The following is a 17,204-nucleotide window of genomic DNA, read 5'->3' as shown; positions in this document are numbered from 1 at the left end:
TGGTGAGCAGGATCACTAAAGCGGGATCAACGAAAAATGCTGGTTTAAGACTCTGAGTACGAATGAAGTCAGTGTAGGTACTGGAAATGGGATCAAAAAATTGGTGAAAAAGTATCTTTTGTCAGCAATCAATCAGACAAAAATCAATCTTCCCAAAGAATATCCTTCCGTTGGAGGAAGTCATCCTCCGAAATATCGCTTATTCTAGAAATAGAGAGACTTAAATACGATGTCTCAAAGTTTAGATAAAATCGGGAGGACATTTTAAGATGAGCATCTTCTCCAAAACAACACTCGTCATCGCCAGTTCTGTATTATTCTCTGTCGGTTTATCGACTTCCGCTCAAGCCCAAAACCCGGCTCATATTCAGCAGTTAGTTGAAACGGGTACTTGTCAAGGCTGTGATCTGCGGGGAGTAGATTTAAGCAAACGTCACTTGATCGGAGTAGACTTAAGGAATGCCGATCTCTCAGGGGCGAATCTAGCCTACACAAATTTAGAGGGCGCTGACCTCAAAGGAGCCAACCTCACAGAAGCAAACTTACAGGGCGCATTCTTAAATAGCGCAGAGTTAGACAACGCTAACCTGTTTGGTGCGAATTTAACCAACGCAAACTTGATTCAGGCTCAACTCGATGGAACTAACCTGATTAAAGCGGATCTTAATGGAAGTAGTTTCTGGGTACAATCTCTCGAAGAAGCTCGATGGTCTCCAATGGGTTCAGCAGAAGAACTTGGGAAGCAAGAACAGTTGAGAATTGGGCGAGAAGATTCTAGTTTAACCTTTCCAATGGGAGGAGCAGAAACTGAGGAATTTGAATATACGGAAGAATATCTTGATGAGCTTTTCCAACCTTTAGAAGCTAATCCTGAGCCGGATGCAGGTATAGATATTCCTTTTCCACCTCGAATTGAGTTTTAGAGAAAATATTGATCAAGCTTAAGTTGAAGTTGATGGAAAGTCGAATTCACACAGGGGTTAATCTTCTATAAGATCTTTAAAGTCTTAACTCAAACAGAAGATTTCAACCCCTTATAAAATAATTTCTAGATTTTTGATCAAATCAAAATTAAATTAATTTAATCTCTAGAAACTACAGAAATTGTCGTAACTGAAATTCTGCAAGTTGTTTAGCTTGGTCAATTGTTTCTTTGGGTTCCCAAATCCCTTGAGCAATTAAGCTACCGTCTGGGGAACGATATTGATAGCTAACTTGATAATGATGTATCCCCCTAATCGGAGGGTGGATTTCCTTTTTGATATATAGTTCTATGGTGCCTAACTCATCGGTATAGGCGGCTTGACAAGTATGATCTTTCTCTATCCAGTTGAGTTGGGAAGCGTGATTAACCTCACTTTTTTTGAGAATAGTCCAGGTTGTAGAGAGGGCTGATTGAGTTTTAACAGCATCAGCGATTTGAGAGAAAAGATTCTGAGTCTTCATAAGTGAGTTCTTAGAATTTGGTAGATGTTGACCACTAATAAAATGAAAATAGAGGATTTCAGGCTGCTTTATTGCACCTGACTTCTGATTTTGAGTTGCTTGACACTCTAAGCTAAAAAACCACAGATATTTTGACAAAGATCATTCCGTCAAAAAATCTAATATTGGTTATATACAGGGTATAGATAATGAATTCCTGAAGTTTAGTTAAGTCAGACTCATCATTGAACTTAGAATTTAATCGACAAGATATACTACCCCGTTAAATCAGTAATTCGACTTGAAGAAGTCTGACTTGATTAGAATTCTCTCATTGGATTCTTGAGCTAAATTAAGTTAGCCTAATTTTCTATGACTGGTTATTTTCAATTTGAGAGCGCGATCTTTAAGACACTGAACACACAAGATACTAATGCAAAAAAATCATAAATAGCAACTCATGTCACCTTAGCTTGACCAAATCTTTACAATAAAATTGTTACCTAGAATACATCACTTCATATTAGAGGGCGTTATGTAAAGCTGTTCATGTGAATTTGTATCACTTCAAAAGTCAAACCTGTTGATTTTCACCTCCAATTCATTAAGTGTCATTTTGAGCAATTATTTTTTCAGATTGATGATAGATCGAGGAGTGACTGCATTAAGAATTGTGTCAAGCCATAATTGCATAGTAAAGCAATATTGTCAATTTTGCAGCCTATCATGTTAGAGAAAACTCACATCTTTCTTAGGAGAGTTACGGCTAAAATAGTTGTATAATGGGTATTTGGGGGATTTTAGCAACAGAATCTGAGAGTTTTTCACAATCAATTTCTATCTTTAGATAGAATATTTTTAATCTCCATTCACAACTTTCAATGAAAATTCTGATTGTGGAGGATGACGGGGAAATCGCCCAACTCATCCAACAAACATTAGAAAATGAGGGTTTTTCCTGCGAAACCGCCCGTGACGGTTGGGGGGCTTTAGAATGGTTTCAAACTCAGCAGCCAGACCTGATCGTTCTTGACTTGATGCTTCCCGGTCTTGATGGCTTAGAAGTCTGCGCCCGTATTCGTCAACAACCGGGTGTAAAAGATCCCTATATCCTGATGTTAACAGCAAAAGGAGAAGAAATTGATCGGGTGATTGGTTTGTCTACGGGGGCTGACGACTACTTGGTCAAACCCTTCAGTCCCCGAGAATTAGTTGCCAGGATTCGGGCTTTGTTGCGTCGTAGTCTGCGTCACGGGGGACAAAGCCAAGTTTATCGCACACCTCATTTTACCGTTGATCTCGATCAACATTTGGCTTACCGACAACTCGACCCTCAAACTTCAGAACCTCTAGATTTAAGTCCTTTAGAATTTAATTTACTGGTTACTCTGGTGAGTTATCCGGGTCGGGTTTGGAACCGAACTCAACTTATTGATAAACTTTGGGGAGATGACTTTTTTGGAGATGAACGAGTAGTCGATACTCATATCGCCCGACTGCGAAAAAAAATTGAACCCGATCCAACTCATCCTCAGTTTATCAAAACAGTTGTGGGAACGGGATATAAATTTGAAGACTCGACAACAAATAAGTAATCACAGTTGAGAAGAAGTTGACAACTGATCCTCATTCCTTTTTAAAACACTATAGAATTGTTAGTCAAACATTCTCATCGATTTTTTCTACTGTAGTAATGTCCAGCATAAATCATGCCCAAGCTAAACTTGCGATCGCGTTTACTTTTGTCTCATTTGTTAGTTATGGGAGTTGGACTAGGTAGCTTTATTTTAATGAGTAAAGTCTACTCTCCCCGTTTATTTGTTTTACAACTTGAACGCCTCGAACAAACCCAATTTTTTAACGTTCGTTCTGTGAGAACTTACCTAGTTCGGGGGTTTGAAATCACTTGGAATCGCAGTACCTTATGGTCAGTTGGAGTGGGTGCAACAGCCGCAGGTGCGTTAAGTTATTGGGTCGCCAAACGAATTACTCAACCCTTGACTCAAATGCGAGAAATCACCCAAAAATTTGCAGCCGGAAACCTAGACGAACGTATGATTAAAAGTGAAATTCCTGAACTCAATCAACTGAGTTTAAGCTTTAACCGTATGGCAGAAAGTATCGAGGGAATTGAACAGCGCCGTCGGGAATTGATTAGTGATATGACTCACGAATTGAGAACACCCTTAACCGTTGTACGAGGATATTTAGAAGAAATGGCAGAAGGTCAAATTCAACCTTCTGATGAACTTTATAACCGCTTAATTCGAGAAACACGCCGTTTAGAACGGTTAGTGAATGATTTACAAGAACTATCAAAAGCAGAAGCAGGATATTTAGTGATTAATCCTAAACCTCTAAATTTACGTCCACTTTTAGAAAGTTTAGTGACTCGTTTTGGGGATCAACTGTTAGAATACGGGCCAGTGATAAGACTAGATTGCCCGTCTAGTTTACCGACTGTTTTTGCGGATATTGATCGCACAGAACAAATTTTAGTTAATCTTTTAGGAAATGCAATTCGTTATACAGAAAACGGTTCAATTACCGTTAAAGTTTGGCAAAATTTAAACTCTGTTTGGGTGGCGGTGATTGACACAGGAATAGGAATTTCTGAAATAGATTTACCCCATGTTTTTGAACGGTTTTGGCGTGGAGAAAGATCGCGATCGCGTCAATGGGGCGGAACGGGAATTGGGTTGGCGATCACAAAGCGTTTAGTTGAACTTCAAGGGGGTAAAATAGAGGTTGAAAGTGAATTAGGGAAAGGAAGTATATTTCGCTTTTGTTTGCCGATTACTTGAAAAAATTCTGTCATTTTTAATATAAAAAATCATCTCAAAATTATCTCAAAAATTCTCAAAAACTTGATTCTTTCCATTTTCCCTGAAAGACAAACAGTGTTAAAATCTCAGGATGATTTTTTTTTAAATATCTTTATAAACCTGACAATGCAGCTTGAATCATTGTTATTTTCCCTTGATTTGTGTTAATATAATTATAATTATATTTGAATGATGGGATGAGTTTAGGAGCAATAAAGTTATGGTAATCTCAGATACACCCAAAACCGAAAACCTCTCTCTAGATGAGTTTTTAGCTTTACCTGAAACCACACCTGCTAGTGAGTATATTGACGGAAAAATTCATCAAAAACCCATGCCAAAAGGAAAACATAGCTTACTACAAGGTCGTCTGAACGAAACAATAAATCAAAAAGGTTTACCCGCAAGAACTGCTTATAGCTTTCCAGAGTTACGCTGTTCGTTTAGTGAACGTTCAATTGTGGCGGATATTGTTGTGTTTGAGTGGGCGAATATTCCCCTTGATGAAGAAGGTGAAATTAGTAATGATGTTAACATCCAACCCGACTGGACAATTGAGATTTTATCACCAGGCCAAAATACAACTCGCGTCATTGATAATATCTTATTTTGTCTTAAACAGGGAACAAAGTTAGGTTGGTTAGTTGATCCTAAAGAACGATTAGTATTAGTATTCAAACCCGATCAACAACTAGAATCTTTTGAAGGTGAACAAATTTTACCTGTGCTTGAAGTGTTAGCAGATTTACAACTCTCAGTGAATACTTTATTCAGTTGGTTAAGCTTTCCCTCCTAAAAAAGATTGGGAAAATTTCAGTTTAAATTTATAAAAATGAGTTTTTAATAAAATCAATAAAAAACTATCAAACTGCCCAATTCATTCGGAATAAGGCAGCTAGACTCTGGCAAGATGATCAGAAATCGGATTTAATCAGTTGAGTCAAAGAATCAAAAGTTAACTTGAGTTAAAAATCCCCCTATTTTTCAACGGGGGAGTATATCAATAAAACCCTGACTAATAACCCGCAGGTAGAGACACAGGAGGTAGCGGTTTAGCTGGCGGTTGAGACGAAGAACGATGTCCGTTTTTCGGGGTTTCTGAATGATCTTCAGAAATCAAAAGTTCACGAATTAACCGTGCTGCGGTCTTTTGGGCTAACTCACCCGCTACTTGTTGACCCAGTTGACGAACTTCTGGCTTGGCTAATAAGTCCGGAACTTTCTGCACTAAAATCATCGGGTCAAAGCCTTTAGTCTCTTGCAAAATGCCTACAATTCGCTGAATATGTTCTAAATTGCTCTGATTTTGATTGGATGTAGCTACAGGTTTTTTTCCATTAGATAACGGTGGTTTTATCCCCATCCACTCCGCCACCTTCAGTTGTGCGTTTGTCAAAGCATTACGAGAAGCCAAATCGACATTTTTAACAATTTCATTGGCTAACTTTTCTCGAATAAACTCCCCCCGTTCCGAGAATAAAAAGTCTAATGTCTGATCGAGAACTTGGTTAATATCGTAATCATCGCTATTTCGAGCATTTTTTAACAAATTTTCTAGACGATTCCAGCGCAGAGAACCATCTTTAAACAGCAAATCTTTCAGGGAAGTACGCAGTTGAGGAGACGGGTCAGTTAACAGGCGTTTAGCCACGTAGGGATAAGCTTTACTGAGTACCTTAAAGTTGGGATCAACGTTAATCGCAATTCCTTCTAAAGTCACCAACGAACGAATAATCAGCGCATAATAAGCCGGAACTTGGAAGGGATATTCATACATCAACGCCGAGAGTTTATCCGTAATACTTTTGAAGTTGAGTTCGGCAACACTCGCACCGAGCGCATCATTAAAAACAGAACTTAAAGCGGGAATAATCGGCGTTAGGTCAGTATCAGGGGTTAAAAATTCTAATTTGACATAATCATTGGCTAATCCCTCAAAATCTCGGTTAACCAAATGCACAACAGCCTCTAGTAAGCCATAGCGTTGATAGGGTTTAACCTCACTCATCATCCCAAAATCGAGATAAACCAACTTACCATCAGGACTAGCGAGTAAGTTACCGGGGTGAGGATCAGCATGGAAAAATCCATGTTCAAGTAATTGACGTAGAGAACATTGTACGCCAACTTCAATCAGATAACGAGCATCGATTCCTTTGGCTTGAACTTCATCTAAATTGGTTAATTTAGTTCCATTCACCCACTCCATCGTTAGCACTCGTTTTCCGGTATATTCCCAATAGATTTTAGGAACATAAATATCGGGTAAATGACCGTAGAGTTCATTAAACCGTTCAGCGTTGTGACCCTCGTGGGTGTAGTCCATTTCTTCAAAAATTCGGTAGCCAAATTCATCCATGATGGCTACTAAGTCACTGCGGATTCGGGTAATATTTTTTTGCGCCCAAATTGCCAGAGTTCGCAACAGGTAAATATCGAGTGCTATCAATTCTGATAAACCCGGACGTTGCACTTTAACGGCGACGGTTTCGCCTGTTTTCAGTTTTCCCTTATAGACTTGTCCCAAAGAAGCAGCTGCTAAGGGATCTCGAGAAAGTTCAGCGTAGATTTGTTCTGGTTTTCCTCCTAGTTCTTCTTCGATGAAACCATAGGCAATTTCATTTGAGAACGGGGGAAGTTGGTCTTGAAGTTTAGTTAATTCTTCTAAAAACGTAGGAGAAACTAAATCGGGTCGTGTCGATAAAGCTTGTCCAACTTTGATAAATGCTGGGCCGAGTTGAGTCAGTGTAACGCGGAGTTGAGTAGCTCGCTTACCCTCATTTTTTTCTGCACATCCCCTTTTCTGATCAAGCCAGATTCCTAAAGCGAGGGAAGAAAATTTCCAGATGACCGTTAATAGCCGTCCCCAGACTTTCAAAAAGCGGGAGCGGTAATAATTGGCAATGGCAACCGGATCATAACGGAGGGAAACATGGGGATTGGAAAAAGATTGATCAGCTTCGGATTCCCCAGGGGTGGGAATTTCTTCAACGCTTACAAGTTGTGATCGTACATCTACAGTATTGGATGTAACGGGATCAACTGGATCTAGCTGTGTGGCTCTCATAGGAGTTGGGGCTTGTGAATCAACCAGGGGCAAAGTCGGCGATACCGTCTTGATATCCATAAAGTACAGGATTAAGTCTGAGCAGTATTGTTAACTATTGTAACAACATTGGCTCATGCACTTTCAATATCATCTGGATTGGACTTGATCAGGCGATTATAAATCTCGTGTAGATGTTGTTGTGTATTGGCTGGAAGTCGCGGTTGAGGAACTTCTGAGTTCGGCCAGGTTGGTAAATCAAAGCAAGGACAACAGCTTGGGGACATTCCCTTCGTCCGAAAGGTTACGGGCATCGAACACCGAGCGCATTGATCAATCTCCCAATTCGAGGTCAATAATTCACTAATGGAGACATCTGTGCCTTCTAGGTAGCAGTCCCCCGACTCAGGAGAGAGGATTTCTTGCCAACATTTTTCAAACTCGGGGCTGTAGTGATCTCCCTCAAATAAGGGTTCGGGTAATAGAGATTGATCTCCATTATGAAGTATCACCTTTTTACCGAGTTGTAACCAGTATGCGAGGTATTGTTTAACTTGACGAGATGAAGCCATAGGGGTTTTTCTGAAACAGTAAGTTTTGAGTTAACACAATTGACGACTGAAGTAGTAATCAAATTTTAAGTTGCAGTTTTCGTTTGTCTTTATTTTATCGAGCCTGGGGAGTTTTGGGAACATTCTATTCTAGAATAAATATAAAGTTTATTCCGACGGAGAAAAAGCTAATAATAGGCAGCAGCAAGAAAAAAACTTAACCTTTAACCGACTTTAAAAGTATTTATATATTCACAATATTAATTGAATTATTAACTCATGGAATCAGACTTTGGATATAAAAATCAATCATTCTATCGAAATAAATATAGGTTTTTAGGTTTCCTGAGATCTCCTAATGAATTGGACAGATGAATTTAGTTTAAAATTCAAGCAAGACCCAACCCGACAAGCAATATTAGTTCCGAGGGAGGAATACCACCTATCCGCAGAAGCAAACGACTTCTATCTTCTAATTCTGTCCGGCAAAATCCATGAGATTTTCGGCAAATTAGGTCTACACTGAACCCAAGGTAGGTGACAATGACAATCAGGATCTTGACGTTCCCTACTTCTATGCGAGTAATATGGGGTAAGAATAGATTTGCAACTCATGCAGTCAATCCATTCCGATTTTTAAGTCAGATCGTTGGTTGCACGAGTGCAGACGGGTGTAAGTGATTTCAGGAAGATGTCCTCCTGACAGTCAAGTCTCAATAGAGATGATTCGATAATCAATTAAAGTTTAGTTGTCACTTAGCAGGAGAAATACAATTGATGCAGCGCCGAGGTGTAACAGTGTGGTTCACGGGGTTAAGTGGTGCCGGAAAAACCACAATTACTCGTGCAATAGCTGAGGAATTACGTACTAAAGAATGTCAGCTTGAGATTTTAGATGGCGATATCGTGCGCGAAAACCTAACTAAAGGTTTGGGCTTTAGCAAAGAAGACCGAGACATCAACATTCGCCGGATCGGATTTGTTGCTAATCTTCTCACCCGTAACGGTGTTATTGTGTTGGTTTCAGCGATTTCTCCCTATCGTGAAGTTCGCGAAGAAGTTCGTAAAACCGTTGGTGATTTCATAGAAGTTTTCGTCAATGCTCCCTTAGGAACTTGTGAAGAACGGGATGTCAAAGGCTTATACAAACGAGCCAGAGCAGGTGAAATCAAACAGTTTACAGGGATTGACGATCCCTATGAACCCCCCCTCAACCCAGAAGTTGAATGTCGCACAGACCTCGAAGAATTATCTGAGAGTGTAGCTAAGGTGATGAGTAAATTAGAGGAGTTGGGTTATATTTCTACCAAGGTTGCCGTTTAACCGATTTCCTCAAAACCCGTTAAAAACGTAAACGATTTATACGCGACACCCAAACCTACAACTTAAGGTTTAAGGTAAAAGTGTCGCGTTGATTTGTGTTTTTGATAAATGAGGATAAACTCTATGAACATCTCGATCGCTTGGAAACAGTATCGTCAGTTAAAGCTTTGGCTCGCCACAACCGTTTTAACCCTCTGCTTCACCTTGGGGGGATGCTCACCATCCGGAGAGTCCGCTAACACGGTTAAAGTGAGTCCTGAATTTGAACAGCAGGTAATTCAAGTGATTCGCGACAACCCCGAAGCGATATTAGAGTCCGTACAAGTTTACCAACAGCAACAGCAACAAAATCTCCAAAGTTCCCGAGAGTCTTTCCTGGAACAGATGAAAACCGATCCGGCTGCGATTATCGGTAGCTCTCCGACAACCGGAGCATCGAGTCAGGAGATCGTATTGTTGGAGTTCTCCGACTTTCAATGTCCCTTCTGTTCCCGCGCTCATCAAACCATTAAACAGTTTATGGATAAGCATCAGGGACAAGTCACCCTGGTTTACAAACACCTACCCCTCAGTCAAATTCATCCCGAAGCACTCCCGTCCGCAAAAGCGTCTTGGGCTGCTCAACAACAGGGAAAATTCTGGGAATACCAAGATGCTTTATTTACTCAACAAGAACAATTGGGTGAAGATCTCTACATCGAGATCGCTAACAATTTAAACCTCGACCTTGAACAGTTTAATCGCGATCGCCAAAGTCAGGAAGCCGCCACCTCCATTCAAAAAGATCTCGAACTGGCTCAAGCGTTGGGAATATCAGGAACGCCCTTTTTCGTGATGAATGGCGAAACCTTCTCCGGAGCAGTAGAACTCTCTAAAATGGAAGAAGTTTTAGCTCAGGTTAGTTCTAAAAGCTAGTACCCGCTCGATCAATTTCCGTCAGTTCGTCTCAGAACGCTCAAAAACCTGATAGTCTAAATATCATCCGATCCATGTTAATTAGCAGTGGCGAATCGAGAACCCGTTGAGAATTTAATTCTCTACTCCTTATTAAAATATTCAGTTGTCAATCCCCTGTTTCGGGTCTACTTTCGGGGAAAAGTTCATAATACCGAAAGAGTACCCCGACAGGGAAAACTGATTGTGGTGAGTAATCATGCTAGTGATTTCGATCCGCCTTTCCTCTCTATCTGTATGCGCCGACCTGTCGCTTTTATGGCGAAAGAAGAACTATTTGATGTTCCTGTTCTCAAAGATGCTATCCGCTTGTATGGGGCTTATCCAGTTAAACGGGGATCGGCTGACCGGAGTGCCATTCGAGCCGCCCTAGCTGCCTTAGAACAGGGGTGGGCGGTAGGTTTATTTTTAGAAGGAACTCGTACCCTCGATGGTCGCATCCATAGCCCCAAATTGGGTGCAGCAATGATTGCCGCGAAAGCCAACGCCCCCCTATTACCCGTTTGTTTGTGGGGAACTCAAGCCATTGTCAAAAAAGGTTCTGCCCTTCCGAAGCCTGTACCTGTCACGGTTCGCATTGGTGAACTGATTGATCCGCCTCGTTCAACTCAACGCGGGGAACTCGAAGCATTGACCCAAAAATGTACTGATGTGATTAACACGATGCACGACTTAGGCCGATAAAAGTTAATACAATTCGAGATGAAATCTAATCCGAAAATCGGGTTCTAATACTTCTCTTATTTCATGTTTTAAAGTTGGAAAAACCCAATTTAGAATTGAGAGGTTAAAAACTGCGTTGAGTCAATTATTTTATAGAAAGGGTGAAAATACTAACCTGAAAAGTAAGTCTTATGTTGGGAAAATTTAAAGGTGATAGCATATTGTAGATTGATCCTGTTTTTGATCTTATTCGTGGTGCTGTTTGTAGTGCCAGTGAAAGATTATGCCTATGCTGAAAATAGGATAATCATCGGGGGTAAACCCGGGTTAATTGAATCGAAGTCACGGCTTACTCTTGAAACCCAAAAAAACGAGGCGATAGGCATCCTTAATAATAAGTTAAAAAGCATCGCTTATACAGATAATATCCCACAAAATTATTCTATCAATTCTGAAGTAAATCCCAATTTTAATCAAGAAGAACAAGAATATCTTTCTAAAATTGATTTCATCCCAATTTGCGTTGACCCCGATTGGATGCCTTATGAAAAAGTAGATGAAAAGGGTAATTATTTGGGTCTAGTTGCCGATTATATGAAGATTATTTCTGATAGCATTGGAAAAGAATTCCGGGTAGTAAAAACAAGTTCTTGGGATGAATCTTTGTCCTTCGCCCGACAACGAGCCTGTGATATTCTTCCGGGGGCTGTTCCCACACCATTGCGTAAAGAATTTTTGAATTTTAGCGAACCCTATATCTTTTTGCCATTGGTTGTTGCTACCAATTTAGAGGAAATATTTATTCTTGATTTCGAGCGGGTTGCAGGCAAAAGTTTTGCCCTAATTAAAGGGTATGCAGCTATTGAATTGCTCCGCAAAAAACATCCTGAGATGATCATAAAAGAAGTTCCTGACGCCCGGACTGGATTGGAAATGGTGCGGAAAAATAAAGTGTACGGATATATCGATACTTTACCGACAATCAGCTATCAACTGAAAACGAATAGAATGCCCAATTTGAAAATTTCAGGTGAGCTTGATTTGGATTATGATGTATCGATTGCTGTAAGAAATGACAGACCGCTATTACTCTCGATTATTAACAAAGCGATTGCTACTATTTCTTATGAAGATCGTCAAAAGATATTTTATTACTGGATATCTGTGAGTTATGATAAGGGATTTGACTATGTATTGTTTTGGGAAATCATGGCTGTATCTCTTGTTATTTTGTCTTTGCTGTTTTATCGAAACTTGATTATCTCTAGGTATAACAAAAAACTGATTGAAGCGAATAAGAAGCTAGATTGTCTCTATAAAACCGATAAGCTAACTGGCTTATTCAATAGACATATCATTGATGAAGAAACTGAAAAGGAAGTTCTTCGTGCAAACCGATATAATCTTGGTTTTTCTGTTGTTCTTTTGGATGTAGATCATTTTAAACAGATCAATGATACCTACGGCCACCATGTTGGGGATTCTGTTCTGGTAGAAATTGCATTTATTCTGAAGAATAACTTGCGAAAGACAGATGTAGTGGGACGTTGGGGCGGAGAGGAGTTTATTGTGATTTGTCCTGAGACTCAACTAACTAACGCGGCTCACCTGGCTGAGAAGTTGCGAAGTCAGATTGAGTGTCATCAATTTTCAGGCGTTGAAAAGACAATTACTGCTAGTTTTGGTGTTTCTGCATACAGAGTCGATGATACGGTGGAAAGTCTAATCAAAAGAGTCGATAGCACCCTATACTTTTCTAAGCGTAATAATCGCAATTGTGTGACGGTCAGGGATTAGCAGTTATAACCCATCACTTCCCGCTGAAAATACCCGGTTTAAGTCTAAAATAAATAATAGAATCCTTCAACGGAGTAGAATCGATGTCAGCGTTAGATTGTTTGGTGAGGATAGATCAATCTGGGTAATCCAAACAAAATTATCCCCATAAACGTTAGACTAATAAAACGTCTTTTAAGACTGTGGTGAAGAACTCAGGAAAGATCATGCCGGAATTGAGAGAACAACTCGCAGAAAATTTAGATGAAGCTAGATGGGAATGGTTGATTCCTCATCACGAACGAGAAGTGGTTGTGGTTGTCAACGAAGACCTTGATTTACTCGATGTTGGCGAGGCGATCGCTAACGATAATACATCATCTGTACAGAGTTGGATCAATGAACAACTTATTTACAAACCCTCTATGGAGCAGGTTAGTGTGTGGAACAATAACCGATCTCAACGGTTTAATGCACTGATTGTAGATCCATTTGTCTTAGTGCAGGAACTCTCAGCTTAAATGTGAAGAATGGGGAGGAATGAGATGGAGCCTTAGAGCGAGTTTATCCTCCCCGAGCTTCTTCATCAAGACTTTAGTCCTCAACCACCTCTAGTCCACACACCTCAGCGACTTGTTGGGCTAAACTTTTGTATCTTCTCAGTGAAGATTGAGGAGTATTAAAATCTAGATTAAATCCTTCAACAACCCGTTCTACGAGTTTCTCACGCCATTGAGCTTCTATTTCATAATCAGAACTCAAACTACCTTCTGACAACGCCGCCATTAATTTATCCAGCATCTGAAATTGTCCAAGCAAATAGGCCGCTCTTGCTACCTCACAGCCGTCTACATCAAGACCATCGAGTTCTCGTAGTACCCGTCGCCATTCAGTTTCAATGAGTTGAGTAATCACAAATCCTGCTCGTGCATATCGTCTATCGACTAAAACTTGAAATTGATCTGCCGTCATTGCTTCTATTGCTCCTAATTGAGAGGTTCTATACAATCCAACTTAATTGAGCTTGATTTTAAAATCAGGGTTTTTCGGTCAATTTTAGCAATTGAGCGAGTTGGACAATAGAAAAGCAATTCTTCACAACGGCAAAACTATCGAGTTAAATTAGACCTAGATGCGTGAGGCGAGTGGCGAGTTTGGTGGGGAGGAGAGAGGAATGGGGTAAAGACTCCCACACCAGCAGAGTCCCCCGCAGATGACAAAAATAGATTTCCAAAACGCTCAAACCTCGACGACGCACCGAAGGACTGTACTGAACATTGGGTGTCGATGATCTGCGAGTACAGCACCATAGACGAATATTGTCCGGGAGAGGTTGAGACGGAGAAGGTTGTGAATGGTCGGGTTGCATAATTTAAGTTTTTATTGGTTCTCTACTCCAACATTAATCTAGGGTTGAGAGAGCTAATGCACACCATCACATTACACAGAAGGTTAGTTTTGAGCAACTATGAACTCTAATTTTTAATTCCAGTCGCAGCAATACCGCGAATAAATTGCCGCTGACCCAGAAGAAACAAAACAACGACAGGGATTGTCGAAATCACAACCGCAGCCATCATCAAAGACCAATTACTGGTAAATTGTTCTTGAAATTCAGCGAGGGCTAACTGTACAGTTTGGAGTTCAGGCCGAGTGGTAAAAACCAGGGGTTTAAATAGATCATTCCACTCCCCAATAAAAGTAAACAAAAATAGAGTCACTAATGCAGGTCTAGCACAGGGAAGAATCACTTGCCACAAAATCTGCCAACGGTTCGCCCCATCAAGAGATGTAATCTAGTATACGATTTGCGTTACTTTGAGTGGCTTCAAGGTATTTTCTGAATGTGATACAATCAAAAAACGCGAAAACCAAGCGATTAAAGCATTTAAGGCTTGACATCCCAGAGAATTCTTGTCTAGTGGGCAGCCTGTAAAAAGGTAACTGAGTAAAGCCATCAGTTTTAAATTTCCTGAAAATAGTGGAGTAGAGATCCAAAGTTGTGATTGAAAACTCAATAATAGGTTGGGTTCCAGCCGATTTTCAGCCTGTGGACAGGGTGCTGCCGACAGTCCTGGTTTGAAACAGGAAGCAAACAGTGCAAAAGTGTTGTAATGCGACGTTTTGTACAGGTTTTGTAGAACAGTACAATCACGGCTCCGAGCAACAGTAAAGCTAAACTTAGGCTTTTGAGAAATTTTGAGGATTGGATCAATTTTCCCATAAGTATTGTGCGAGGTATAAAGGAAAAAAAATTAAGCGAAACTTATATAAACGGGAATTTAGATGAATTTATTGACCAATCCTTCCTGAGAGGGGACAAAATTAGCCAAATCTTCGCTTAAATAGGTAAAGTAACTATAGGTTCAGTATTTTCTCCTAAGTAGGAAGGGTTATCGGTCGATCAACATTGAGTGTGATTTCAATCCTCTCCGAAGAGGGTGATCAGATCAACACCAGTCTGATGTTAGCGCCGAATCACTTCCAGACCGGGTGAACGCTGAATCCTAAAAAAAACGTATGTTTGCGTTAGACTAAGCGTTTGAGATCGAATCCGATCTTAAACCATGCCCCAACCCAAAAGCGAACTTGATCTTTCAAGATCTCGCGTTCTGTCAAAATCAATCGTAAACTCATTGAACTCATCTGTGATGAGGAGCTAATAAACCTATGCCACAGCTTGAAGCTATTGCAGAAATCGACTTTAACACCAATACTTACAAAGATGCCTACAGCCGAATTAATGCGATTGTAATTGAGGGGGAACAAGTAGCCCACGACAACTACATCAAGCTGGGGGAAATGTTGCCCGATCAAAAAGATGAGTTAGTACGCCTCTCTAAGATGGAAAAGCGTCACATGAAAGGATTCCAAGCCTGTGGTCGCAATCTAGAAGTGACTGCGGATATGGACTATGCTCACCAATTTTTTAGCCAGTTGCATCAGAATTTTAAAGATGCAGCCGCCCAAGGAAAGGTGGTCACTTGCTTACTGATTCAATCTTTGATTATCGAAAGTTTTGCGATCGCGGCTTACAATATCTATATTCCGGTTGCTGACCCCTTTGCTCGCAAGATTACCGAAGGCGTTGTCGATGATGAGTATATGCACCTCAACTTCGGAGAAGAATGGCTGAAGGCTCATTTTGAGGAGTCTAAGGCTGAACTCCAAGAAGCCAACAGTCAGAATTTACCTCTGGTGTGGAAAATGCTCAACGAAGTTGAGAATGATGCACATATCCTGGGAATGGAAAAAGATGCTCTTGTGGAAGACTTTATGATTGCTTACGGTGAGGCTCTCAACAACATTGGGTTCACGACTCGGGAAATCATGCGGATGTCTGCCCACGGTCTGACTACGGCTTAAATTCACCGCCCACAGGGAACAGTTTTCAGTGAACAGGGAACAGTTTTCAGTTATCAGTTATCAGTTATCAGTTATCAGTTTTCTTGGTACTGGTTACTCTAGAACTGTTCACTGTTTTCACTGCATGGTACTTGTTCACTGTTAACTGCACGGTACTTGGTAACTGGTCACTGATAACTGTAATCCAGCCCTCGGTCAAGTTACAATCTAAAATCTATCTAAAAGTGTAGTGATGGACTATGTTTGGTTTAATTGGTCATCTGACAAGTTTGGAACACGCCCAGTTGGTTGCTAAAGACTTGGGTTATCCAGAATATGCCGATCAGGGGTTGGATTTTTGGTGCAGTGCGCCTCCCCAAATTGTGGATGAGATTAAGGTGACAAGTGTTACAGGCCAAGTGATTGAAGGCCGTTATGTCGAATCCTGTTTTCTGCCCGAAATGTTGGCCAGTCGTCGTATTAAAGCCGCGACACGCAAGATCATTAATGCGATGGCTCATGCTCAAAAACACGGCATTAATATCACCGCCTTGGGTGGGTTCTCCTCGATCATTTTTGAGAATTTTAACTTAGAGAAGATCAAGCAAGTCCGCAATATCAAGCTAGAGTTTGAGCGGTTTACAACCGGAAATACCCACACGGCTTACATTATTTGCAGTCAAGTTGAACAAATGGCGCCGAAGTTGGGAATTGATTTATCCAATGCGACAGTTGCAGTTTGTGGCGCGACAGGAGATATTGGCAGTGCGGTTTGTCGCTGGCTTAACCAACGAACTCAAGTGGGAGAATTGTTATTGATTGCTCGCGATCGCGAACGTCTACAAAACCTGCAAGGTGAACTCGGACGCGGCAAAATATTAGGGCTAGAAGAAGCACTTCCCCAAGCAAATGTGGTGGTTTGGGTGGCGAGTATGGCGAAAGGGGTGGATATCGATCCTAGTCGCTTACAGCAACCCTGTCTGCTGATTGATGGGGGTTATCCGAAGAATATGGCGACTAAACTTCAACACCCCGGCGTTCACATCCTAGAAGGCGGTATTGTGGAACATTCTCTCGATATTGACTGGAAAATTATGAAAATCGTCAATATGCAGTTTCCCGCCCGTCAACTGTTTGCCTGTTTTGCGGAAGCGATGTTGCTAGAATTTGAAAAAATTTACACCAATTTTTCTTGGGGACGCAATCAAATCACTGTTGACAAAATGGATATGATCGGCCGAGTCTCGATTAAACACGGATTTAAACCCTTACTGCTTTCCCTCTAAAGATAGTAAC

At 40.7% G+C, this 17,204-nt stretch carries 17 protein-coding genes; 11 read left to right on the top strand and 6 right to left on the bottom strand.

Annotated elements, in window-relative coordinates; genetic code table 11:
- Window positions 1–269: 269 nt before the first annotated feature.
- A complete protein-coding gene (locus L8106_RS30325; RefSeq protein WP_009783026.1) occupies window positions 270–923 on the top strand; it encodes a pentapeptide repeat-containing protein in 654 nt (217 codons plus the stop codon).
- Between the two features lie 172 nt (window positions 924–1,095).
- Here the strand turns inward: L8106_RS30325 and L8106_RS04520 are convergent, their stop codons facing one another.
- Window positions 1,096–1,446, bottom strand: a complete 351-nt coding sequence (locus tag L8106_RS04520; RefSeq protein WP_009783025.1) for a hypothetical protein — start codon at window positions 1,444–1,446, stop codon at window positions 1,096–1,098.
- Window positions 1,447–2,306: 860 nt separating this feature from the next.
- On the opposite strand from L8106_RS04520, the gene L8106_RS04515 reads away from it, so the two are divergent.
- The 3 genes from L8106_RS04515 to L8106_RS04505 all read left to right on the top strand — a co-directional run bounded on the left by L8106_RS04515 (window position 2,307) and on the right by L8106_RS04505 (window position 5,046).
- The gene (locus tag L8106_RS04515) at window positions 2,307–3,020 is read left to right on the top strand and encodes a response regulator transcription factor (RefSeq protein WP_009783024.1); all 714 of its coding nucleotides are present in this window, start codon (window positions 2,307–2,309) and stop codon (window positions 3,018–3,020) included.
- A gap of 114 nt (window positions 3,021–3,134) precedes the next feature.
- A complete protein-coding gene (locus L8106_RS04510; protein ID WP_009783023.1) occupies window positions 3,135–4,229 on the top strand; it encodes a cell wall metabolism sensor histidine kinase WalK in 1,095 nt (364 codons plus the stop codon).
- A 241-nt stretch (window positions 4,230–4,470) separates the two neighbouring features.
- On the top strand, window positions 4,471–5,046 hold the full coding sequence (locus tag L8106_RS04505) for a Uma2 family endonuclease (protein WP_009783022.1): 576 nt from the start codon (window positions 4,471–4,473) through the stop codon (window positions 5,044–5,046).
- Between the two features lie 219 nt (window positions 5,047–5,265).
- Here the strand turns inward: L8106_RS04505 and L8106_RS04500 are convergent, their stop codons facing one another.
- Window positions 5,266–7,377 (bottom strand): AarF/ABC1/UbiB kinase family protein, encoded by a 2,112-nt coding sequence (locus tag L8106_RS04500; RefSeq protein ID WP_039895494.1) that lies wholly within the window; start codon window positions 7,375–7,377, stop codon window positions 5,266–5,268.
- 53 nt (window positions 7,378–7,430) lie between these two features.
- Complete coding sequence (locus L8106_RS04495; protein WP_009783020.1) at window positions 7,431–7,868, bottom strand: hypothetical protein; 438 nt, start codon at window positions 7,866–7,868, stop codon at window positions 7,431–7,433.
- 756 nt (window positions 7,869–8,624) lie between these two features.
- On the opposite strand from L8106_RS04495, the gene cysC reads away from it, so the two are divergent.
- The 5 genes from cysC to L8106_RS04470 all read left to right on the top strand — a co-directional run bounded on the left by cysC (window position 8,625) and on the right by L8106_RS04470 (window position 13,084).
- Entirely contained in the window at window positions 8,625–9,170 is a 546-nt protein-coding gene (gene cysC / locus L8106_RS04490; protein ID WP_009783018.1) for an adenylyl-sulfate kinase, read from the top strand.
- A 123-nt stretch (window positions 9,171–9,293) separates the two neighbouring features.
- A complete protein-coding gene (locus L8106_RS04485) occupies window positions 9,294–10,085 on the top strand; it encodes a DsbA family protein (RefSeq protein ID WP_009783017.1) in 792 nt (263 codons plus the stop codon).
- An 87-nt stretch (window positions 10,086–10,172) separates the two neighbouring features.
- On the top strand, window positions 10,173–10,808 hold the full coding sequence (locus tag L8106_RS04480; protein ID WP_009783016.1) for a 1-acyl-sn-glycerol-3-phosphate acyltransferase: 636 nt from the start codon (window positions 10,173–10,175) through the stop codon (window positions 10,806–10,808).
- Window positions 10,809–11,060: 252 nt separating this feature from the next.
- Complete coding sequence (locus L8106_RS04475; protein ID WP_198012894.1) at window positions 11,061–12,584, top strand: diguanylate cyclase; 1,524 nt, start codon at window positions 11,061–11,063, stop codon at window positions 12,582–12,584.
- A 206-nt stretch (window positions 12,585–12,790) separates the two neighbouring features.
- Entirely contained in the window at window positions 12,791–13,084 is a 294-nt protein-coding gene (locus L8106_RS04470) for a DUF2288 domain-containing protein (protein WP_009783014.1), read from the top strand.
- Between the two features lie 73 nt (window positions 13,085–13,157).
- On the opposite strand, the gene L8106_RS04465 is transcribed toward L8106_RS04470, so the two are convergent.
- The 3 genes from L8106_RS04465 to L8106_RS04460 all read right to left on the bottom strand — a co-directional run bounded on the left by L8106_RS04465 (window position 13,158) and on the right by L8106_RS04460 (window position 14,359).
- The gene (locus L8106_RS04465) at window positions 13,158–13,535 is read right to left on the bottom strand and encodes a hypothetical protein (protein WP_009783013.1); all 378 of its coding nucleotides are present in this window, start codon (window positions 13,533–13,535) and stop codon (window positions 13,158–13,160) included.
- Window positions 13,536–13,680: 145 nt separating this feature from the next.
- On the bottom strand, window positions 13,681–13,932 hold the full coding sequence (locus L8106_RS31960; RefSeq protein WP_156803581.1) for a hypothetical protein: 252 nt from the start codon (window positions 13,930–13,932) through the stop codon (window positions 13,681–13,683).
- A gap of 106 nt (window positions 13,933–14,038) precedes the next feature.
- Window positions 14,039–14,359, bottom strand: a complete 321-nt coding sequence (locus tag L8106_RS04460; RefSeq protein ID WP_369747859.1) for a carbohydrate ABC transporter permease — start codon at window positions 14,357–14,359, stop codon at window positions 14,039–14,041.
- An 874-nt stretch (window positions 14,360–15,233) separates the two neighbouring features.
- Between L8106_RS04460 and L8106_RS04455 the strand changes: the two genes are divergently transcribed.
- Together L8106_RS04455 and L8106_RS04450 are read left to right on the top strand one after the other, a co-directional pair.
- Complete coding sequence (locus tag L8106_RS04455; protein WP_009783010.1) at window positions 15,234–15,929, top strand: aldehyde oxygenase (deformylating); 696 nt, start codon at window positions 15,234–15,236, stop codon at window positions 15,927–15,929.
- 239 nt (window positions 15,930–16,168) lie between these two features.
- Window positions 16,169–17,194, top strand: a complete 1,026-nt coding sequence (locus L8106_RS04450; RefSeq protein ID WP_009783009.1) for a long-chain acyl-[acyl-carrier-protein] reductase — start codon at window positions 16,169–16,171, stop codon at window positions 17,192–17,194.
- The last annotated feature ends 10 nt before the right edge of the window (window positions 17,195–17,204 follow it).

Source organism: Lyngbya sp. PCC 8106 (assembly GCF_000169095.1).
Classification (GTDB): Bacteria; Cyanobacteriota; Cyanobacteriia; order Cyanobacteriales; family Microcoleaceae; genus Capilliphycus.
Note: the sequence above shows the minus strand (reverse complement) of the source record. Positions and strands in the feature narration are given on the sequence as shown.